Genomic DNA, 22,183 nt, shown 5'->3' with positions numbered 1-22,183 from the left:
TATAAAAAAAACCAACAAAAATAAATAACCAACAAACGCTATTAAACTTAAAAACACCATGAAAACAACCGAGACAAGAATTCAAGAATTAGTTACCGACTGGATTACAAACCCAAGATGGAAAGGAATCGAACGACCGTACACCGCCGAAGAAGTGGTAAAACTTCAAGGTTCTTACCAAATAGAGCACAGCGTTGCCAAAATTGGAGCTAACAAATTATGGGACAGACTTAATTCTCAAGATTTCGTCGCTGGATTGGGTGCTCTTACCGGAAACCAAGCGATACAAGAAGTAGAAGCTGGATTAGAAGCCATTTACCTAAGTGGCTGGCAAGTTGCCGCCGATGCCAATGTGGCTGGAGAAATGTATCCTGACCAATCCTTGTATCCCGCAAACAGCGTTCCTTTGGTTGTAAAAAGAATCAACAACGCACTTTTGCGTGCCGACCAAATACAAGTGGTAAACGGAACAATCGACAAGAAAGACTATTTGGTTCCTATTGTAGCCGATGCAGAAGCTGGTTTTGGAGGAAACTTAAATGCTTTCGAGTTGATGAAATCAATGATCGAATCAGGGGCCGCAGGAGTTCATTTTGAAGACCAATTGAGTTCCGCCAAAAAATGCGGTCACTTAGGAGGCAAGGTTTTGGTACCTACTCAAGAAGCCATCAATAAATTAATTGCTGCACGTTTAGCTGCCGATGTAATGGGAACTCCAACACTTATCGTGGCACGAACTGATGCCGATGCTGCCAATTTATTGACTAGTGATATTGACCCAAGAGATGCCAAATTCATTACTGGAGAAAAAACTGCCGAAGGATTTTTCTATGTAAACTGCGGTGTAGAGCAAGGAATTGACCGTGGATTGAGCTATGCTCCTTATGCTGATTTGATTTGGATGGAAACCAGCAACCCGGATTTGGCTTATGCAAAACGCTTTGCAGATGCCATTCACAAAGAATTCCCTGGCAAAATGTTGGCATACAATTGCTCGCCTTCTTTCAACTGGGCTGCCAAATTATCGGTAGCTGAAATGGAAACCTTCAGAGAAGACTTGGCAGCAATGGGTTATAAATTCCAATTCATCACTTTGGCTGGATTCCACGCCTTAAACACCAGTATGTTCGAATTATCCAAAGCGTACAAAGAAAGAGGAATGGCTGGCTACTCTGAATTACAGGAAAGAGAATTCGCTTTACAACAGCACGGTTTCAAAGCCGTAAAACATCAAAATTTTGTAGGCACCTCTTATTTTGATGCCGTACAAAATACCGTTACCACAGGAAAATCTTCAACAACAGCAATGAAAGATTCTACCGAAGTAGCACAGTTTTAATTTTAAAATGCCATTTTGAAAGCACGGAGAAACTCTCATTTCTTCGTGCTTTTTTTGTTTAAAAAACTTTTATTTGGGCGTGACCCCATAATAAAAAATGGGCTACTCTTCACACTGCCTATTCGCCCATTTTTATTATGCGGTCGGGCTATCACGAGCGCTTTGGCGCCTTGCTCTATCCCTCACGCAATCCGTAAAGCAAGAACTTTTGCACAAACCATCAACTTTTTTTTAAACACTATATTAAAAACTTAAAAAAAATAAAACAAAGACCAATTACATTCTTAAAGTTACTATTTTTGATGATTCAACACCCAAAATCGTTTTAAAATGAAATATCATCAAATAGACCGCGCTCTTTTTATAAAAAATAGAGCAAAATTCATGGCTCAAATGAAGCCTAATAGTGTAGCCGTATTTAATTCTAATGATATTTATCCTGTTTCGGCAGACAGTACTTTGCCATTTGCACAACACCGCGATATTTTTTATTTATCAGGTGTAGACCAAGAAGAAAGTATCTTATTACTTTTTCCAGATGCTCCTTATGAAAACCAAAGAGAAATGTTATTCCTAAAAGAAACTAGCGAGCATATCGCTATTTGGGAAGGTGAAAAACTAACCAAAGACCGTGCTTTTGAAGTTTCAGGAATTAAAACGGTGTATTGGCTACAAGATTTTGAAAAAGTCTTAAACGAAATGATGACGTACTCTGATATTATGTACATCAACACCAACGAACATTATCGTGCTGCTGTTGAAACTGAAACCCGCGAAGCCCGTTTCATAAAATGGTGGAAAGCCAAATATCCTGCACATCAAGTGGCCAAAAGCAACCCAATATTGCAACGCCTTCGTTCGGTTAAAGAAACTGAAGAAATAGATTTGATCCAAAACGCTTGTAATATCACCGAAAAAGGTTTCCGAAGATTACTGTCATTCGTAAAACCAAACGTAACTGAATACGAAATCGAAGCCGAATTGGTTCACGAGTTTATTCGTAATCGTTCCAAAGGTTTTGCTTACACTCCGATTATTGCTTCTGGAAATAATGCCAACGTGTTGCATTACATTGAAAACAACCAACAATGTAAACCAGGTGATCTAGTACTGCTGGACGTTGCCGCCGAATACGCCAACTATTCCAGCGATATGACTCGTATGATTCCTGTTTCAGGAAGATTCACTGGCAGACAAAAAGACGTATACAATGCTGTTTTGCGTGTTAAAAACGAAGCTACCAAAATGCTGACTCCAGGAACGCTTTGGAAACAATATCATGTAGAAGTAGGTAAAATCATGACTTCAGAGTTACTTGGTTTGGGATTGATTGACAAAGCCGATGTTCAAAATGAAAACCCGGAATGGCCGGCCTACAAAAAATATTTCATGCACGGAACCTCTCATCACATGGGATTGGACACGCACGATTACGGATTATTGCACGAACCAATGAAAGCCAATATGGTCTTTACCGTTGAACCTGGAATTTACATCCCAGCCGAAGGTTTCGGAATTCGTTTGGAAGATAATTTGGTAGTTCAAGAAACTGGCGAACCTTTTAACTTGATGCGCAACATCCCGATCGAAGCTGACGAAATCGAAAGCTTAATGAATTCATAAGTTCAGATGGTAAAAAAAATATTTCTATTTAGCTTTCTATCTCTTTTTGGACACTCATTTGCTCAAACTGACGGTTTTGCCAAAAACAAAGATGAAAGTCAAACCTATTATAAAATATTCGGTAAGGGTACACCCATCCTAATAATAAATGGCGGCCCTGGAATGAACAGTAATGGGTTTGAACCTATGGCTAAAACTTTGGCAGAAAAACACCAAACCATTATTTATGACCAAAGAGGAACAGGTAAATCTACACTCAAAGAATTAAATAATAATACGGTTTCAATGAAATTAATGGCCGAGGATATCGAGTCATTGAGAAAACATTTAAAAATCGAAAAGTGGACAATACTCGGTCACTCTTTTGGTGGGATGTTAGCATCCTATTATGCGACAATTTATCCCAACACTATTGATAAATTAATTTTGTCATCTTCTGGCGGAGTCGATTTAAGTTTACTGAAAGGTGAAAACCTTATTGAAGCTGGCTTGAGCAAAATAGAGAAAGATTCTTTAAACTATTGGAACGATAAAATCGAAAAAGGCGACACGAGTTATACAGCCAGAATTGGCAGAGGAAGAGCCATGGCGCCCGCCTATGTGTACGACAGAAAATTTGTTCCAATCATAGCCGAAAGATTGACACAGGGCAATTCGACCCTAAATTCCTTATTATGGGGTGACATGCAAAAAACAAATTTTGATTGTAAAAACAAGTTCTCCAATTTCAAGAATCCGGTTTTAATCATTCAAGGCAAACAAGACATCATCAGCGCAGTAATTGGGGAAATCAGTTTAAAGGCGTTCCCTAATTCAAAAATGGTTCTGCTTGAAAACTGCAAACACTATGGCTGGCTTGACGCAAAAGAAAAGTATTTTGACACAATTGAATCTTTTTTAAAAAGCTAAAAAAAACATTTTAATAAATTCAAGAAACGGCTTTCAATTATGGAAGCCGTTTCTTGTTTTCAATAAAATACCGGAACAATAATATTTGACAAAAAAGATAAGGCATCCTTTTTTGAGCCAACCAAACAAGTTCTCGTAATGCAAAAACTATTACACCACTCAACCCCCCCCAATACGACTTATTTATAGCGCTAATACACCCCATTAGTAGCCCCTTACCCCCTAATTAGCATCCTTATTACTCCCTGATAACACCCCATAAGCCCCTCATTTCTACCATCACTACACCCCATTAGTAGCCCCTTACCCCCTACTTAGCATCCTTATTACTCCCTGATAACATCCCATAGCCCCCTCATTTCTACCACCACTACACCCCATTAGTAGCCCCTTACCCCCATACTTAGCATCCTTATTACTCCCTGATAACACCCCATAGCCCCCTCATTTCTACCACCACTACACCCCATTACTAGCCCTTTGATGACCCGAAAGACTCCTTAAGCATGCTAATTCATATCGCCAATACCCTTACTAGCGCCACTTATATCTATACAATCTATTTCTTTTTCAATCCCAAAATTTCGAATATACTTTCACCTTTCTACAACCTTATTTAGTTAAGGATAATAAGAAATTAAGCTAATGACTAAGCTAAATTTTCGTCCGCAATTCAACAAAATTTTAGTCTTTCAATTGTAACATTCTAAATCCACATCCGACTCATCTAAAAAATAAAACACTAGAAATCATGCAAGCACACGAAATAGATTATCAGATATTTGGAGAAGAAATGCAGTATGTAGAAATAGAATTGGATCCACAAGAAATCGTCATTGCCGAAGCGGGCAGTTTTATGATGATGGAAAACAACATCCAGATGGAAACCATTTTTGGAGACGGTTCCGCACAGCAATCAAATTCAGGTTTGTTTGGCAAACTCCTAAATGCTGGAAAAAGAGTCCTCACTGGCGAAAGCTTATTCATGACGGCATTTTTAAACCAAGGCAATACCAAAAGCAAGGTTTCGTTCGCTTCTCCCTATCCTGGAAAAATTCTTCCAATTGATTTAACACAATTTCAAGGTAAATTTATCTGCCAAAAAAGTTCGTTTCTATGTGCTGCCAAAGGCGTTTCTGTTGGCATAGAATTCTCCCAAAAACTCGGTCGAGGTTTATTTGGAGGCGAAGGTTTCATCATGCAAAAAATAGAAGGAGACGGAATGGCTTTTGTTCATTCTGGCGGAACAATGGCCAAAAAAGAATTAGCGCACGGTGAAGTCCTAAAAGTAGATACGGGTTGCATCATCGGATTTACCAAAGATGTCAATTATGATATTGAATTCATCGGCGGAATCAAAAATTCTATTTTTGGAGGTGAAGGTTTGTTTTACGCTACCCTTCATGGCCCCGGAACCGTTTATATTCAATCACTGCCTTTCTCCAGATTGGCCGATAGAATCATTGCATCGGCACCAAGATCTGGCGGTAATAGTCGTGAAGAAGGAAGTTTGCTAGGCGGATTAGGAAATCTTTTGGATGGCGATAATCGTTTTTAATTTTTTAGAAATAGTAATTACTAACGGCTTGCAGTAATGTGAGCCGTTTTTATTTTAACGGAAGCTGAATTTTCGGTAAAGGCTGACAAAGTGTTTTGTTAACTATTTTTTCTCTCATTAATTTCTTCTTATTGAAATGCCTTGAGATATTTTGAATGATTTCAGTATAGTTATCGGTTCCATCTTCTCTTTGATGATAAAAAACCTTTATCGACCTACAATTTGGATGTTCAAAAATTGTATTGAGCATAGTTCTATCTGACAATCCACAAGAATGCCCCATTATATAAACTTGAAATTTTTGATCACTTTCTACAAAATCTAAAAGCTGTTTATAATTTGAATTTTGTAAATATTGAAATGACTTAAAGTTCTTTAAGTATTCATTATCATCTAAATTTTCAATCATTTTATAATCATCATCCATTTCATCTCCAAAACCAAAATTAATTTTATTCTCATTTATATTCCCAATTTCTCCGTGAATAAAATTGATAATTGTTTCGATCTTGTCATTATATTTCCCATTATTCAGATAACGATATAAAGTAGGAGTATAATTAAAGTTTAAAAAAAACAACTTTGTTTTTGTTTCAGTCATTCCTGATTTCTCTTTTTTTAACTGACTCTTAATTTCATGATGATCTTCATTTGAAAATTCTTCTAATATTTTATCCTCATCACTAAGTATTGAAATTGGCTTTATAACATCTGAAAATTTAAAAATTTCTCCTCTTGGATCATAGAAATTTCCCAACTGAAATGCATTTAAAATGTTATCTTTTAAATATTTTTCTAAAAGTTTTTTTATTTGTTCGAATTCATTGTTCAATTTAATTACTTGTAAACTCTGCTCATTAGACCAATACTCGTTACTCTTTGAAACGTCCAAGCATTTTGATTTTACAATTTTTTTAAGTTGATAGTAATATTCATTCTCAATATCTACCCAGTTTTCAGAATTTTTTTTATTAATTAGTTTGAAAAAATCATTTCTGAATGCAAAAATAATATGCCGATTGTAACTACAATGAAAATTATCTGAATCATATCTGTGTCCATTTTCTTGTGAATAATTTTTTAAACTCAATTTTAAGTCATTAAAATTCTCAATCCGATTAGATCCATTGTAATATCCATTATACAAATCATGTGTAATTACCAATTTTTGATATTCCTCGCTTTGACATTTATCTTTAAAATTTTTCCAAAAATCATTAATGAAATCTTTATAAGAAGTTGGCAATCCATGAGCCAAATCAAAACCGTTGCCAATAATTACAAGTCTATTCATATTTTATAAAATGCTTTCCTCAAATGTAGCATTTAGGAATTTAAAAAATTAATTTTGCATTTGTAAACTATCAACATAATCCTCATTCTTTTGGAAACACTTCTCTACAAAAACACACAAATTTCGTATTCTGATTCTGGAAAAGGCACAGCCGTAGTGTTGCTTCACGGCTTTCTGGAAAACAAAACCATGTGGGATGTTTATGTTTCCGAATTAAGCAAAAAGAATCGATTTATAACTATCGATTTATTGGGACACGGAGAAACCGAGAGTTTGGGTTATATCCAAACCATGGAAGAAAACGCCGATGTGGTTCATGAGGTTTTATCCAAACTGAGAATCCGAAAAGCCATTCTTGTGGGACACTCTATGGGCGGTTATGTAGCTTTGGCTTTCGCCGAATTATATCCCGAAAAAATGAAAGGATTGGTATTACTCAACTCAACTTCCAAAGAAGACAGCTCCGAAAGAAAGAAAAATAGAGACCGTGCCATCAAAGCCGTTAAGAAAGATTACGAAACCTTCATCCGACTTTCAATTGCCAATTTGTTCAGTGAAGAAAACCGAGAAATCCTTATCAAAGAGATTGAGGAAGTAAAAATTCAAGCCTTAAAAACACCATTGCAAGGAATAGTGGCATCGCTTGAAGGAATGAAAATTAGAAAAGACCGTGAAATCTTATTACACACAAATACCTATCCAAAATTATTGATTTTAGGGAAAAAAGACCCTGTTCTCAATTATGAAGACAACCTGGAACAAATAAAAAACACCGATGTTGAATTGGTGGCTTTTCCGGACGGTCACATGAGCTCTATTGAAAACCAATCTGAATTACTTACTGTTTTAGCTGCCTTTTTTAAAGGGCTTTAAAGCATTCCTTCTTTCAAATATCCTTTATCAACCAGCTCTTCTTTACAAAGAAGATGATGTGCCTTACCCTCTTTGAGCAAAACCAATTTGTTTGACACTTTAATTACATTTTCATAGTTATGATCAGAAATAATAATACCCTTCGTTTTTGAATTCTCAAATACTAATTCATTCACTTTCTCAACCATCAAAGGCGACAAACCATTATAAGGCTCATCTAACAAAACAAATTTTGAAGAGTTATTGAGGATAATTTTAATTTCTAAATACCGTAATTCTCCACCGGACAAATGAGAAACTTTTTTTTCTAACATTGTCACAATGATTTCATCTGCACAAAACTCTAAAATCCTCTCCTTCGGAACTGATAATTGTATCGCTTTTTTAACTGAAAACACATTGGGAATGCTATTATCCTGAGACAAATAACTAATTTCATCAAGTAAATCCTTGGTTTTTGCTTTTACATTACCATCAATTCTAACAAACTTAAAATCAGCATATGTAATCCCAAAAATAATTTTTAGCAAAGTTGACTTACCCGAACCATTTCTGCCAAGAAGCCCAATAATATCTTTTGTTTCGCATTTTAAATAAACATCCGACAAAATGTTTTTATTGTCAAAAGTTTTCTGAACGCTATCAATCTCTAATAAATGATTTTTCAAAATAACTTCATTATCAAGTTAAAAACAAAAGAACTAACCGCTAAAAAAACTAAGGTAAAACACCATGAATAAACCCAAAGCTGCATTTTGGAAATTTTATTATTGAAATAAAACACATACTCGTTTTTAGCGTTAACTTCTTTGAAAAGCAAACTTAAGCCAAAACCAAAAGTCAGAACCGAATAATTAAAAGCTATCAATCCTCCAAAAAGGAAAACAAAAAAACTAGCGGCTAAATTAATTGCAAGAGTGCTTTTGAAAAACTCAAATATGTTACTCCATTTTCTACTCATTAGGTTATGTAATTTTCTCCTCAAAAGGAATTGTCACATCCAATATTTCATTCAGCAACAAAATAATTTGTTCCAAATAATTAGATTGAATTTCATTGTCAATAATGGCAACACTCTCTTTTTCTTCTTTAAAATTAAATGGTAAAAATCCTGATTTTAAGTTTTTAAAAGAAATGATTCCAGCCTCGATAGGTTTTCCATTGGCATTTTCCTCATACATATAGGCATACGCCAAAACTTGAATGATTTTATCATTTTTAATATCATCCGTCAATCCTTTCCATGATTTAAGAGTAACATTGGTTTTCTCCACTTTACCCGTTTTGTAATCAATGATTCTAATTGTTCCGTTGCGTTCCTCAATTCTATCTACATTCCCCTTAATCAAAACAGGAAAAGGCAAGCTTGGATGCTCTACCATTCTATCAAAAGTTTTTTCAAGCTCCAGAATCTTTATGGCATCACCGTTTTTAATACTCTCCAATTCTACTTTCAAGAAATTGAAAACATTGCGTTTTGCCACTTCAAAAGCCAATAGATTTCTGCCTTTCTTGATTTCTCCTTCTTTGTAAACTACTTTGAATTGTACTAAAACCTCGGAGTCAATTTGCTTTATGCAATTTTGAATATCAGTTTCTGAAATAAACTTACCAATAAAAGGCGTATACAAAACTCGCAAAGTCTCGTGAATGATAGTTCCCAAAGTATTCAAAGCAATATTCTCCTCTACTTCTTCGACTTCACTAATCCGTAAAATCTTTTGAAAATAAAACTGAATCGGATTCCGTATATAACTCGTCAATGCTGAAGGAGAAAATCCTTTTTCGGCTATTTCTTTCAAACGCGCCATTACCATCTCCGATTTCGGAATTACCATTGCAGAATAAGCAGTATCGGGCAAAACAGCGTTGTAAATTTCGTGGGTTAAAGTGTGTTTTGGCTGTTTTTCAACCTCCAATTGGGTTATGAAACGACTTTTTTCGCCAGCATCAAGACCTTCACTTTCGGTATTATAAAGCAAATAAATATTTTTGGCACGTTGCAACAAGTGATAAAAGTGATAGGTGTAAATGGCGTCTTTCTCTTTAAAAGTAGGCAATCCCAATTCTCTTTTCACATCATACGGAATAAATGAGTTTTGTGATTTACCCGCAGGAAATTTACCTTCATTCATTGAAGTGATAATAACCGTTTCAAAATCCAATACTCTGCTTTCGAGAACTCCCATAATTTGAAGACCATTCAAAGGTTCTCCTTCAAAAGAAACTTCTGCCAAATCAATTACTTGCTTGTAAATTGCATGTAATGTATCAATTGTATCAATTTCTTTGTGCTCAGAATAGTAATTAATCAGTTTATTAATCACTTTAAAAATAGCATAAACAAAAGTTTTGGCTATTTTTTCCTCTTCATTTTCATTACTCAAATTATTCTTAACCTTTAGTAATAAACTGGAGATCGTTTCCAAAACAGCAATAGATCCTTTTTCCCATTTTTGAAATACAAGCAAGAATAAATCACTGGCCTTCTCATTTAATTCCAATAATTTATGGTGACTGATAAAAGTATAATTGTTTTTATTAATAATCCCAACCAAAGTACTCGTATTGGCGTAAGGTTCAATTAAAGGGTGTGTCAATACGTCCAACACATCTTTATAATAAAAAACATAGCTGCTATTGCTCCTAGACAATGCATTGGTGTGCATTTTAAACAATTTGGCAATCAGAATTTGAGCTGGATTATTTTTACTGGAATAGCCCATAGTAATATTCAAAGCTCCTACAGTGTTGGGCAAAGAATACAACAACGGAATCAACAAATTCTCTTCTCCTAAGACAATAGCCACCTTATCCAGTGTTGTAGTTGGATTTTCAATATTGATTTTTTCTATAATACTCCCGGCAATCTTGGCTTGACCAATCGTTTTTGGTGTACCAATAACTTGGATGTTTTTAGTATTAGAAAAATCATCCACAATCCATTCAAAAGGATGTGATTTATAATGCTTCCAACTTTCTTTGAATCGGCGTACAAACAAACCGGCATCATGGTATGGATCATTTAAGAACGTTTGATCAGCATCCCAATATATTTTGGCTTGATCTGAAGCAATAAGATGCTGAATTATTTTTTCTTCAGAAGCATTCAATGCATTAAAGCCTGCAAAAACAAATTGTTTGACTTGAATCGATTTTGAAAAGCTAATTAAATTATTTACAGCTTCTCTATAAATCAATCCCTGATATCCAATTCCTTTTTTAAGTAAATACTCATAAAGAGATTGATAATATTTTGGTAACAATTTCCAAAAATCAATATAGTTTTCTAGTAACTGGGTTTTGTTTTCTACTTCAATCCCCCATTTCTTGATATCTTCAATATCTTTTAAGTAAGATAAAACATGATTTGGATCTAATAAATAGCGGTCTATTTCATTAAAATCTTGGAGTAGCGTTTTCGCCCAATTGGCAAAAAGCTCAAAAGATTGTTGATTTTTTTTTTCTGTAATTGACAAATAGACTTCATAAAATTCGAATAATAATTCTATAGGATCAATTGTTCTTATCCCTGCCATATTTTGAACAAAATCTTCAATACTAATAATCTCTGGTGAAAATAAATTTTCTTCAGTCTGTTTTTTTAAAGCTTCAACAAGAAATATTTTTGCACGTTTATTCGGCAAAACTATTATAGTATCAGTTATTACAGTTTGGTATTCTGTTATTATTACAGTTGCAATTTTATCTAAAAAAGAAGTATTTGTCATTTTATAAATATAAAAAAAGCCATTCAATTAAGAATGGCTTTTTAAAATTATTTAGAGAATAAATTACAATTTACCTTCGTAAATAGAACCTATGTGTCTAATTTCAGTTCTTCTGTTAAGTGCTCTACCTTCTTTAGTTTTGTTAGTAGCAACTGGTTTAGTTGAACCAAATCCAGCAGAAGTTAAGTTAGCAGGGTTAACACCTTTTTCAATTAACTTATCCATAACAACTTTAGCTCTGTCTTCAGAAAGTTTTTGGTTTATTTTAGCGCTACCAGTACTATCTGTGTGACCTTCGATAGCGAATTTGGCGTTCGGATAGTTTTTAAGGATTTCTTTAATCGCTTCTAATCTACCATCTGTAGCACCTTTATCAGCTGTTGCTAAAATTGCTTTACCTGTTACGAAGTAAACCGCTCTAGCTTGTACTTTAAGTTCTTGCAATACTTGCTCAGTTACTTCTGGACATCCTTTGTTACTTGCAGGACCAGCCACTGTAGGACAAGCATCTTCTTTGTCAATTACACCATCTTTATCAGAATCCAATTCAGGACATCCACCATTTGAAGCAGGACCAGCAACTGTAGGACATTTATCAGAAGCATCAGTTACACCGTCTCCATCAGTATCAGGACAACCTTGGAACTGTTTCAATCCAGCAACTGTAGGACAAGTATCATCTGGATCAGCTATACCGTCACCGTCTGTATCTGGACAACCTTGGAATTCAACTGGACCAGCAATTGTAGGACATTTGTCTTTAGAATCTTCGATACCATCAGCATCAGTATCAGGACAACCATTGAATTGTTTTAAACCTGCAACATCTGGACAAGCATCATCTTTGTCATATATTCCGTCTCCATCAGTATCTTTAGCTCCAAACTTGAAAGTAAGTCCTGCAGAGTATTGAGTATAAGAAGGAGCATCTGGAGTTCTGGCATCAGGATATGTTCTATCGCCAAAAGATTTTTTGTAAGTTCCTTGTAAAGAAAGACCTACGTTTTCAGTAAACCAAAGATTTAGTCCAATACCTGGATTTACTGTTCCGTAACTTTCATCACCTAAGAAAGTATAACCTCCACCTACACTTAATGTCGGCTCAATTATTTTAGATTTTAATAACTCCATGAAGCTATAAGTAACGGTAGCATCGATACCATAATACATCAAATCTCCAGGATTTAATACTGCATAATCATTTGGTCCACCTGCAGTTTTTCCAGCTACTGGTACAACAAATTTATCAATTTGATTGATAGAACCTGTAAGTCCTACGATAAAACCACTTCCTACATATCTAGATACGTTGATATAAGAAACAGAAGGAAGAATGTTCCAGTTGTCACTTACCATAAAAGGCTGGTCAAACTGACTAGGAAAACCTTCCCCAGCACTAGACCTGAAGTCAATCGCGTTTACTCCAAAACCGATAGCCCATTTATTGTTACTGTCTTGTGCTTGAGAACTTAATCCCATCACCATCGTTACAGCAACTAAAAGTTTGTTAAGATGTTTCATACTTTGTTATTTTAATTACAATTAGTTAATTTCAAACAAAAGTAGAACGATTTTCTTTAACAACAAAATAAAATGTTAAATAAAACACTTCTTAAATACAAAATTTAACAATTATATTACAGCAAGTCTCTTACCCACAGTCACAAAAGCACTTATTGCTTTATCCAAATGTTCTTTTGTATGAGCTGCCGATAATTGCACTCTAATCCTAGCTTTATCTTTAGGAACCACTGGGAAAAAGAATCCAATAACATATACTCCTTCTTTTAATAACTCATTAGCCATATTTTGGGCCAATTTAGCATCATAAAGCATTACTGGTACAATTGCCGAATCACCTTCTATAATATCAAAACCTGCCTCTTTCATTCCTGCCTTAAAGTAATTGGTATTCCATTCTAACTTATCTCGCAGTGAAGTGTCTTTTTCCAACAACTCAAAAACTTTAATTGATGCACCAACAATTGCCGGAGCCAATGAATTTGAAAACAAATAAGGCCTAGAACGTTGACGCAATAATTCTATAATTTCTTTTTTGGCAGTTGTATAACCTCCCATAGCGCCTCCCAATGCCTTACCTAAAGTCCCTGTAATAATATCAACACGCCCCATTACACCTTTGGCTTCTAGCGTTCCTTTTCCTGTTGCGCCTATAAATCCTGCAGCATGACATTCATCCACCATAACCAAAGCATCGTATTTGTCTGCTAGATCACATATTTTATCTAATGGCGCTACGACTCCATCCATTGAGAAAACACCATCAGTAACAATTATCTTGAAACGAGCTCCAGCTTCATTAGCTTTAATCAATTGTTGCTCTAAATCTTCCATATTGCTGTTTTCGTAGCGATAACGAGCCGCTTTACACAAACGGACACCATCTATTATAGAGGCATGATTCAAGCTGTCTGATATAATGGCGTCATTTTCTCCAAATAGAGGCTCAAAAATCCCACCGTTGGCATCAAAAGCCGCAGCATACAATATAGTATCTTCTGTCCCGTAAAAATCAGCTATCTTTTTTTCCAATGTTTTATGAATATCCTGAGTTCCGCAAATGAAACGAACAGACGACATCCCAAAACCATGAGTATCCATAGCGTCTTTCGCTGCTTGAACCACTTCTGGATGTGAAGACAGGCCTAAATAATTATTGGCACAAAAATTCAAAACTGTTTCGCCGGTTGAAATAGTGATTTCCGCACCTTGTGGTGAAGTAATTATTCTTTCTTTTTTAAAAATTCCGTTATCTTCAATGCTTTGAAGTTCTGACTGTAAGTGTTGTTGTATTTTACCGTACATTTTATCAAGTTTTAAAACTTAAAAGTTTAAAGACAAATATTCTTTAAACTTCGCTAGTTGACAATTATTTATTTTTTTACAAATGTACTACATCGATTTCTACTCCTATATACACCAATGCTTTTTTTAGCACTTTGAATCCCATTTTCTCAATAGCAATTTGATAATTTTCTAATTGATATTTGTATTTCGGGTTTGGAAGTCCTGTTTTATAGTCCAATAAAAAAACTTCTTTTGATTTGTTAATGACTATTCGGTCGGGTTTAATAGTACCACCCTCTTTTTGAATGATTGTTTTTTCATTCAACACCTCGTTTCCTTCAGCAAAATGGACTGCCAAATCTTTATGATTTACTATTTCGATAATTGCATTATAAACAATGTCTTTTTGAAGAATTGTTATCAATCCGTTTTCAATTGCTTTCTTAATTGCTAATTCCACGTCACTCCTTGTTGCTACAAAAGAAAGGATTTCATGTATTACATTACCAAATTCTATAGCTTCTAGTTGATGGGTTCCCCACATTAAGGCTTCTCTTTGGGCAATTTTTATGTTTTTTGGATTTAAAACCTCCCAAACTTCCGGGATATTTTTAGTGGTATCAATATGTTTTTCTTTTGCAGACAACTTAGCTGAATTTCCAAATTGATATTCTAATAGATTTTCATCGTATACCCCTTGCAGAATCAAATACTTTATAAAAAACGAAGCCATATTACTCGGATATTCTCCATCTTTCCTTGGTTGAATATTTTGAGAGATAACATACAATTGCTCCTCAGCTCTAGTCAAAGCCACATACAGCACGTTAATATTATCCAACAATTCTTCTTGCTTTTTTAAATTATAAACTAACGAAGCTTCTTCACCAAATTCTTCAATTGCACTGCTGTTATCCACTAGCACTTTTGGCATATCAAAATCTTGTTCTTCTGAATTAAGCCATAATTTATCTTTCGGTTTTCTGCTGTAATCTTCCTCGGCAAAAGGCATTATAACAACCGGAAATTCCAACCCTTTTGATTTATGAATGGTCATAATTCGAACCGCATTTGTCCCTTCGGGAGAAGGAATGCTGAATTTCTCCGAGTTTTTATCCCAATAATTGAGAAAATCCGAAATTCCTGCTTGATTACGAACATCACGCTCTAGAACAATGTCTAGAAAATACTGAACATAGGCTGTTCCCATTGATGATATCTCTTCATTTTTAGTAGTTTTTAAAAACTTAGAAACAATAATTTCAACCGCTTCATACAATGATTTTTTTCTAACGTTTTGAAAAGAAAGCTCTATATTACAATTCTCCAACCATTTTTCGAAAGCCATTTCCTCTTTCAATTCCATTCCTTTGGCTATAAAATCATGAACCGGCAATTCCTTTTGTTTGTTTTGTGCCAAATATTGTAAAAAGTTGGCCTTTGACTCTAAATCGGAGCTGTTTTTTAAATATTTTAAAATGTGAATAATCAGCCGAACTTCGGTTGCGTTTTGAATCATCAATGTTTCAGAAGACAAAAGCGGAATACTTTGTTCTGTTAAATAATTGGCAACAGCAATCCCCTGACTTCTTTTTCGAGTCAAAATCACAACATCTTTGTATTCAAAACCTTCTTTTACCACTTTTTGAATGGTATTTAGTGTAGCCAAAACATACAAATCCGTTTTATCTAAAGCCTCTTCAGCTTCTTCTGAAGATTCAATTTCAGGCAAAAAAGAAATATTCACATAACCGCCTACTTTATTGTTTATCTTCTGACGACTGTGGTTTTCGTATAAATCTTTATAATCGACATTGGTAAACTCACTGGATAACAATTGAAAGAAATCATTATTGAATTCAATTACTTGCGAATAACTTCTGTAATTTTTATCTAAATGTTCTAGTTTTTTATCGGGATTATTGAAAGGATTTTGGTCTTTACTCAATTCGATAAATTGTTCAGCTTTCCCGCCACGCCAACGATAAATGGATTGCTTTGGATCACCAACAATCATCAAAGTTCCTTTTTGCCCCGAATCATCTTGTCCAGAAAGCGCATTATCAATAAGCGGAATCAAGTTTTGCCATTGCATTTCGGAGGTATCCTGAAATTCGTCAATAAAAAAATGACGGTAGCGCTCTCCTAGCCTTTCATATATAAAAGGAGCAGGTTGATTTTGGATTTCGCGGTGAATAATTGCGTTGAACTCCGTTATCGAAAGTACATTTTGTTCATTTTGAATTTTTGTCAATTCATTACTAACGGTATTTAATAGCGATAAAGGCGTTATGTTTTTCAAAAAAGCTTTGTAAAAATTTCTCTTTTCGAAGTTTTTGTAAATTACCCCGAGACTTTGCAACAACTCGGGGATGATATTTTCTATTAAAGCTCGGTCTTTTGCTGTTTTATTGATAGCAATATCTTCGAGTTCATGAAACATCTTGTTTTTTGCATTAAATTTTCCGTCAGCTATGCTTTGAAGATGATTGGGAAAAGTTCCTCTGGAGAATGATTTTAAATCAATTGTGTTTTTATCAATTAGCAATAATAATTCACTAGCAAGGCTTGCATTTTCTTTTTCTAAAGCTGCACAGACTTGAACTAATTTTTCTTTTACGGCTATAAAATCACTGATTGATTTGTCATGAAAATGAGTAATTTCATTTCGGTTGTTCTCATTCAGCACTAATTTTCCCGTTTCCAAAATTTCACGTGAGATGTCCCAAGATTTATCATCATCGGTTTTTTCCATCGTGAAATCGATGAGCAATTTGGTTAGGGTTTCATCTTCGCCCGCTTGTGCAATGATCGCATCTACTGCTTCAATTAACAGATTTTCGGTATCCAAAGTTACTTCGAAAGTCATAGGTAATCCCAAATCATGTGCAAAAGCCCGAATGACTTTGTGTGTGAATTTATCGATAGTAGAAATATCAAAAGCAGCATAATTATGAATAATGTGTTTTATAATTTGCTGGGATTTAGTCTTGATTTGAATGATTGAAAGCGCCGTATCTACAGCCAAATCCTGCATTAAATCGAAAGCTTTGGCATTAGGTTCGTCTTTGGCAAATTCGGACAAACTACCTACGATTCGGCTTTTCATTTCGTGCACCGCTTTGTTGGTAAACGTAATAGCAAGTATGTTGCGGTAAGCATCATTCTTGTGTGCAGTAAGTATGATTTTGAGGTATTCTTTTACAAGAGCATATGTTTTTCCGGAACCTGCGGAAGCGTCATATATAGCGAAAGAAGGTCTTTCCATTTGGATTTTAGATTAACGATTTTAGACTTCTGATTTACACTAAAGATTCTTGAAATCCGAAATGCCCTAGCCCCGATAGTAGTGAAAATCCTTTTCTTTTTTCTTTTAAAAAAGAAAAGATTGCAACGAATAGCGGGAAATAGCTCCTAATTACTAGGGTTTATATAATCAGAATTGTATTATCATTTTATTTGATGAAATTATAACAAAATAGAATTTTATATTCCAAAGTTAAATGTTTAATTTTGAATAAAATATTTATAAATCATTAAACAACTATATTATGGCTTTTGAATTACCACAATTACCTTATGCGTATGACGCATTAGAACCTCATATTGATGCTCGTACAATGGAAATTCACCATTCAAAACATCACAATGCTTATACAACAAATTTGAATGCAGCTATTGCTGGGACTGATTTGGAAGGAAAAACAATTGAAAATATCTTAATTAACCTTGATAAAACGAATACTGCGGTACGAAATAATGGTGGTGGTTTTTACAACCATAACTTGTTTTGGACTGTAATGTCTCCAAATGGAGGTGGATTGCCAACTGGTGAATTACTAGATGCTATTGAAAGTTCATTTGGTACTTTTGAAGAATTTAAAGCTAAATTTTCAAAGGCTGGAGTTACACAATTCGGTTCAGGATGGGCTTGGTTATGTGTGCAAAAAGGTGGTAAACTCGACATTTGTGGAACTCCAAATCAAGACAACCCATTGATGCCAGAAGTAGGTTGTGGTGGAACTCCAATACTTGCTATGGATGTTTGGGAACATGCTTATTACTTACACTATCAAAACAGAAGACCGGATTATATTGAAGCTTTCTTCAATGTAATTAACTGGACTGAAGTGTCTAGACGTTTTGCTTTAGAGAAATAGTCAAAAAGACAATAGATTTTTAGATGATAGACGAATGGACTGAAAAGTTTGTTCGTCTATTTTTTTTGATCCTTTTTCCTGTTTCCTTTCTTTAGACTTTATTCCAATAAAAAAGGCGGAATTTTACTTCCACCCTTTTTGCCCCAAATCTACCATAAACTTAACCTACTAAAAATTATGGTAGTCAAATATACTTTGAACTTAACTAGTATAAAATTATTTTCGATGAAAGTCACAAATATTCGTTTAATTACTAATTAATTGATTTTCAGTATTTTAAATTAATTTTATTCCAATAAAAAAGGTGAAATTTTACTTTCACCCTTTTTGCCCCAAATCTACCATAAACTTAACCTACTAAAATTATGGTAGTCAAATGTACGTCGGTAATTGTTATTCTAAAAATATTTTCGATGAACATCCCAAATACTCGTTTATTTACTAATTTATTGATTTTCAGAATATTTAACTTGTTATTTTACTCTTAATTTATCCAAAGAAAACTTGATTTTATTCCAATAAAAAAGGTGAAATTTTACTTTCACCCTTTTTGCCCCAAATCTACCATAAACTTAACCTACTAAAAATTATGGTAGTCAAATATACTTTGACATTTGTTACTTTTAAAATATATTCGATAAATGTACAAAATACTCGATTAGAAGTTATTTTATTGATTTTCAAAATATTTAATTTGATTTAACAACCAGATTTACTCTAATCAAACCTATTCAAAAATGAAAAGCCTGACTTTATTTCAATAAAAAAGGTGAAATTTTACTTTCACCCTTTTTGCCCCAAATCTACCATAAACTTAACCTACTAAATCATGGTGCGGCAAATATACTTTGAGATTCATAACTTTTAAAATAAACTCGACAAATCACTCATAAACCCGTTTATCAGCAATTCTTTAATCCCAAACATTAATATGCTCTAGCGTCTTTTCCTTCATAGAAATTCATGAATGCTCTATTAACCACTCGATTTCCACCTGGAGTTGGATAATCTCCGGTAAAATACCAATCTCCTAAATTTTTTGGACAGGCAATATGCAAATCTTCAACTGTTTGGAAAATAATTTTCACTTCTGCTTTAATCTCAGGCGAACTAAGCATTTCAGCAATTTTATCTGAAACTTCTTGAGGCGTAAATGGTTCATATATCGCTGTAACATAATTCACCACATCATTGTCGTGATAATTTTCCTGTGCTTTACATTTTGTGTATACTTCGTCAACAATGTGGTACAAATTTCTTTCTTTTAACAACTCCAAAGCTGCTCTAAAAGCAACTAATCCTTCCAGTTTTGCCATATCAATTCCATAACAATCAGGAAAACGTATTTGAGGTGCCGATGAAACAATCACAATTCTTTTTGGATTCAAACGATCCATCATTTTAATGATACTCATTTTAAGAGTTGTTCCTCTTACAATACTATCATCAATTATAACTAGATTGTCTGTTGGCTTTATTACTCCGTAAGTAACATCATAAACGTGAGCCACTAAGTCATCTCTACTGCTGTCTTCAGTAATAAAAGTCCTCAGTTTAGCATCTTTTATGGCAACTTTTTCGGTTCTGATTTTTACAGATAGTAATTTTTCTAAAGAGTCAACCGTTAACTTATCTTTGTTTTCAAGAATAAAATTTTTCTTTCTCTGATTCAAAAAGTCTTGAGCTGCCTCCACTAATCCGTAAAAAGAAGTTTCTGCTGTATTAGGAATGTATGAGAAAACAGTATTATCAGTATCGCTATCGATCGACTCTAATACCGCAGGTAAAATCAATTTTCCTAAATTCTTTCTTTCTTGATAGATTTCTGCATCACTTCCTCTTGAAAAATAGATACGTTCAAATGAACAGGCTTTCTTTACCGTTGGAGTAAGAATCTCTTTCATAGAAACATCACCGTTCTTCTTAATTATCAATGCACTTCCAGGATCAATTTCTTTTACTTTATCAAAAGGAACATTAAAAACGGTTTGTATTACTGGTCGCTCAGAAGCTACAACAACAACCTCGTCATCTTGATAGAAATAAGCTGGACGAATTCCTGCTGGATCTCTAAAAACAAAAGCATCACCATGACCCAAAAGCCCTGCCATAGCATATCCGCCGTCCAAATTTTTGGAAGAACGAGTTAATATTTTAGCAATATCCAATCTTTCTGCAATAACTGGCGAGGCTTCTCTTTTTGACAATCCCATCATTTTACAGTCTTGATACAATTGCATCACTTCTTTGTCCAGAAAATGACCAATTTTTTCCATTACAGTTACAGTATCAGCCATCTCTTTAGGATGCTGTCCTAATTCAACTAAGTTTTGAAAAAGTTCTTTTACATTGGTCATGTTGAAATTTCCTGCCAAAATAAGGTTTCGATGCATCCAGTTACTTTGACGTAAAAAAGGATGAACGCTTTCGATGCTATTTTTTCCAAAAGTTCCATACCGAACGTGCCCCAAAAACAATTCTCCTATGTACGGAATATTGGCTTTAAGTTGTGGCACATCATCCGCATATTCAGGATGAGCAACCATTTCTTCGTTTATTCTTTCGTTTATTTGTTTGAAAACATCTTGAATGGGCTGTGCATGATTGGAACGCACACGACTAATGTATCTTTCACCAGGCTCCACATCCATTTTTATACTTGCAAAACCAGCACCGTCTTGACCGCGGTTATGCTGTTTCTCCATCATCAAATACATTTTTTGTATGCCATAGAAAGCAGTACCGTACTTTTCTTTATAAAATTCAAGAGGTTTTAAAAGTCTAACTAATGCTATCCCACATTCGTGTTTTAAAGCGTCGCTCATTGTTTTTTTGTTTGTAGTTATTGGTATTTAATGGTGTCTCCCTTTATTATTTGACCAAATACGATGCAAATTCGTACTCTTTCTTATAAATATTGACTGTACTAATTAAAAAAAGCCTCATATAGAGGCTTAAGAACTTTATAATTCTATATCAAACTGGGTCAGAGATTTGAACTGTTTCAACCTTGAGACCACTTCATGTTTATCTAAGTCAATCATTCTTTCTGTTCCAAATTTTTCCACACTAAAAGAAGCTAAATTAGAACCATAGATTATTGCTTTTTTCATATTATCGAATGAAACATTTTCACTCTGTGCAATAAATCCTGAAAAACCACCTGCAAAAGTATCTCCCGCTCCAGTTGGATCAAAGACTTCTTCTAATGGCAATGCAGGTGCAAAGAAAACTTCTTCTCCATGAAACAATAATGCTCCATGTTCTCCTTTTTTGATTACAACATATTTTGGTCCCATTTGGTGAATTTTTGCAGCTGCTTTAACCAAAGAATACTCTCCTGAAAGCTGACGGGCTTCTTCATCATTTATTGTGATTACATCCACTCTTTTGATGATGTCTAATAATTCAGGTAATGCACAATCCATCCAAAAATTCATAGTATCAAGAACAACTAATTTCGGTTTGGTTTCCATTTGGTCCAAAACACTGCTTTGCACTAAAGGATGAAGGTTACCTAACATCACAATTTCCGCATTTTTATAGTCTTGAGGAACTTTAGGTTGAAAATCAGCCAAAACATTAAGTTCTGTTACCAACGTATCTCTTGAATTTAAATCGTTGTGATACAATCCACTCCAGAAAAAAGTTTTCCCACCTTTGACAACTTCGATTCCAGAAATATCAATTTTTCTATCTGTTAACAAATCAAGATATTCTTGTGGAAAATCATCACCAACTACAGAAACTATAGCCGATTGAACGTCGAAAAAAGAAGCCGATATCCCTATATACGTTGCTGCTCCCCCTAGAATTTTATCTGTTTTCCCAAAAGGAGTTTCAATTGCGTCGAAAGCTACTGTTCCAACAATCAATAATTTATTCATT

At 34.4% G+C, this 22,183-nt stretch carries 14 protein-coding genes; 6 read left to right on the top strand and 8 right to left on the bottom strand.

The features are described from left to right. Positions 1-58 precede the first annotated feature (58 nt). The 4 genes from aceA to KZH69_RS01300 all read left to right on the top strand — a co-directional run bounded on the left by aceA (position 59) and on the right by KZH69_RS01300 (position 5,429). Positions 59-1,339, top strand: a complete 1,281-nt coding sequence (gene aceA, locus KZH69_RS01315) for an isocitrate lyase (protein ID WP_219315657.1) — start codon at positions 59-61, stop codon at positions 1,337-1,339. A gap of 330 nt (positions 1,340-1,669) precedes the next feature. Beyond that, a complete protein-coding gene (locus KZH69_RS01310; protein WP_219315656.1) occupies positions 1,670-2,962 on the top strand; it encodes an aminopeptidase P family protein in 1,293 nt (430 codons plus the stop codon). A 6-nt stretch (positions 2,963-2,968) separates the two neighbouring features. Beyond that, the gene (locus KZH69_RS01305; protein ID WP_219315655.1) at positions 2,969-3,871 is read left to right on the top strand and encodes an alpha/beta fold hydrolase; all 903 of its coding nucleotides are present in this window, start codon (positions 2,969-2,971) and stop codon (positions 3,869-3,871) included. A gap of 751 nt (positions 3,872-4,622) precedes the next feature. Next, entirely contained in the window at positions 4,623-5,429 is an 807-nt protein-coding gene (locus KZH69_RS01300) for a TIGR00266 family protein (RefSeq protein WP_219315654.1), read from the top strand. Between the two features lie 49 nt (positions 5,430-5,478). On the opposite strand, the gene KZH69_RS01295 is transcribed toward KZH69_RS01300, so the two are convergent. Continuing rightward, positions 5,479-6,723, bottom strand: a complete 1,245-nt coding sequence (locus tag KZH69_RS01295; RefSeq protein WP_219315653.1) for an AbiH family protein — start codon at positions 6,721-6,723, stop codon at positions 5,479-5,481. A gap of 90 nt (positions 6,724-6,813) precedes the next feature. Here KZH69_RS01295 and KZH69_RS01290 point away from each other — a divergent pair, with 90 nt between their 5' ends. Beyond that, positions 6,814-7,596: an alpha/beta fold hydrolase gene (locus KZH69_RS01290; RefSeq protein ID WP_219315652.1), complete on the top strand. Its 783-nt coding sequence runs from the start codon at positions 6,814-6,816 to the stop codon at positions 7,594-7,596. Here KZH69_RS01290 and KZH69_RS01285 read toward each other — a convergent pair. From KZH69_RS01285 to KZH69_RS01265, 5 genes are all read right to left on the bottom strand, one after another. Continuing rightward, a complete protein-coding gene (locus KZH69_RS01285) occupies positions 7,593-8,264 on the bottom strand; it encodes an ATP-binding cassette domain-containing protein (protein ID WP_219315651.1) in 672 nt (223 codons plus the stop codon). The genes KZH69_RS01290 and KZH69_RS01285 overlap by 4 nt on opposite strands. 297 nt (positions 8,265-8,561) lie before the next feature. Continuing rightward, entirely contained in the window at positions 8,562-11,327 is a 2,766-nt protein-coding gene (locus KZH69_RS01280; protein WP_219315650.1) for a PD-(D/E)XK nuclease family protein, read from the bottom strand. 63 nt (positions 11,328-11,390) lie between these two features. Further along, the gene (locus KZH69_RS01275; protein WP_219315649.1) at positions 11,391-12,848 is read right to left on the bottom strand and encodes a thrombospondin type 3 repeat-containing protein; all 1,458 of its coding nucleotides are present in this window, start codon (positions 12,846-12,848) and stop codon (positions 11,391-11,393) included. Between the two features lie 111 nt (positions 12,849-12,959). After that, positions 12,960-14,153 carry a glycine C-acetyltransferase gene (gene kbl, locus KZH69_RS01270; RefSeq protein WP_219315648.1) on the bottom strand — a complete coding sequence of 398 codons (1,194 nt, stop codon included), beginning with the start codon at positions 14,151-14,153 and terminating at the stop codon, positions 12,960-12,962. 76 nt (positions 14,154-14,229) lie between these two features. After that, positions 14,230-17,403: a UvrD-helicase domain-containing protein gene (locus KZH69_RS01265; RefSeq protein WP_219315647.1), complete on the bottom strand. Its 3,174-nt coding sequence runs from the start codon at positions 17,401-17,403 to the stop codon at positions 14,230-14,232. Positions 17,404-17,686: 283 nt separating this feature from the next. Here KZH69_RS01265 and KZH69_RS01260 point away from each other — a divergent pair, with 283 nt between their 5' ends. Beyond that, positions 17,687-18,295, top strand: a complete 609-nt coding sequence (locus KZH69_RS01260; RefSeq protein WP_219315646.1) for a superoxide dismutase — start codon at positions 17,687-17,689, stop codon at positions 18,293-18,295. 926 nt (positions 18,296-19,221) lie between these two features. Here the strand turns inward: KZH69_RS01260 and KZH69_RS01255 are convergent. Then, positions 19,222-21,120: an amidophosphoribosyltransferase gene (locus KZH69_RS01255; protein ID WP_219315645.1), complete on the bottom strand. Its 1,899-nt coding sequence runs from the start codon at positions 21,118-21,120 to the stop codon at positions 19,222-19,224. 138 nt (positions 21,121-21,258) lie between these two features. Next, positions 21,259-22,182, bottom strand: coding sequence for a PfkB family carbohydrate kinase (locus KZH69_RS01250; protein ID WP_219315644.1), 924 nt, complete (start codon positions 22,180-22,182; stop codon positions 21,259-21,261). Between the last annotated feature and the right edge of the window lies 1 nt (position 22,183).

The sequence above is a fragment of the Flavobacterium taihuense genome (assembly GCF_019351435.1).
GTDB classification, from domain to species: Bacteria; Bacteroidota; Bacteroidia; order Flavobacteriales; family Flavobacteriaceae; genus Flavobacterium; species Flavobacterium taihuense.
This window is presented reverse-complemented; position numbering and strand designations above follow the sequence as displayed.

Excerpts from the sequence above, each read along its gene's own strand:
- aceA (WP_219315657.1), top strand. The coding sequence starts at position 59 with ATGAAAACAACCGAGACAAGAATTCAAGAATTAGTTACCGACTGGATT.
- KZH69_RS01310 (WP_219315656.1), top strand. The coding sequence starts at position 1,670 with ATGAAATATCATCAAATAGACCGCGCTCTTTTTATAAAAAATAGAGCA.
- KZH69_RS01305 (WP_219315655.1), top strand. The coding sequence starts at position 2,969 with ATGGTAAAAAAAATATTTCTATTTAGCTTTCTATCTCTTTTTGGACAC.
- KZH69_RS01300 (WP_219315654.1), top strand. The coding sequence starts at position 4,623 with ATGCAAGCACACGAAATAGATTATCAGATATTTGGAGAAGAAATGCAG.
- KZH69_RS01295 (WP_219315653.1), bottom strand. The coding sequence starts at position 6,723 with ATGAATAGACTTGTAATTATTGGCAACGGTTTTGATTTGGCTCATGGA.
- KZH69_RS01280 (WP_219315650.1), bottom strand. The coding sequence starts at position 11,327 with ATGACAAATACTTCTTTTTTAGATAAAATTGCAACTGTAATAATAACA.
- KZH69_RS01275 (WP_219315649.1), bottom strand. The coding sequence starts at position 12,848 with ATGAAACATCTTAACAAACTTTTAGTTGCTGTAACGATGGTGATGGGA.
- kbl (WP_219315648.1), bottom strand. The coding sequence starts at position 14,153 with ATGTACGGTAAAATACAACAACACTTACAGTCAGAACTTCAAAGCATT.
- KZH69_RS01265 (WP_219315647.1), bottom strand. The coding sequence starts at position 17,403 with ATGGAAAGACCTTCTTTCGCTATATATGACGCTTCCGCAGGTTCCGGA.
- KZH69_RS01260 (WP_219315646.1), top strand. The coding sequence starts at position 17,687 with ATGGCTTTTGAATTACCACAATTACCTTATGCGTATGACGCATTAGAA.
- KZH69_RS01255 (WP_219315645.1), bottom strand. The coding sequence starts at position 21,120 with ATGAGCGACGCTTTAAAACACGAATGTGGGATAGCATTAGTTAGACTT.
- KZH69_RS01250 (WP_219315644.1), bottom strand. The coding sequence starts at position 22,182 with ATGAATAAATTATTGATTGTTGGAACAGTAGCTTTCGACGCAATTGAA.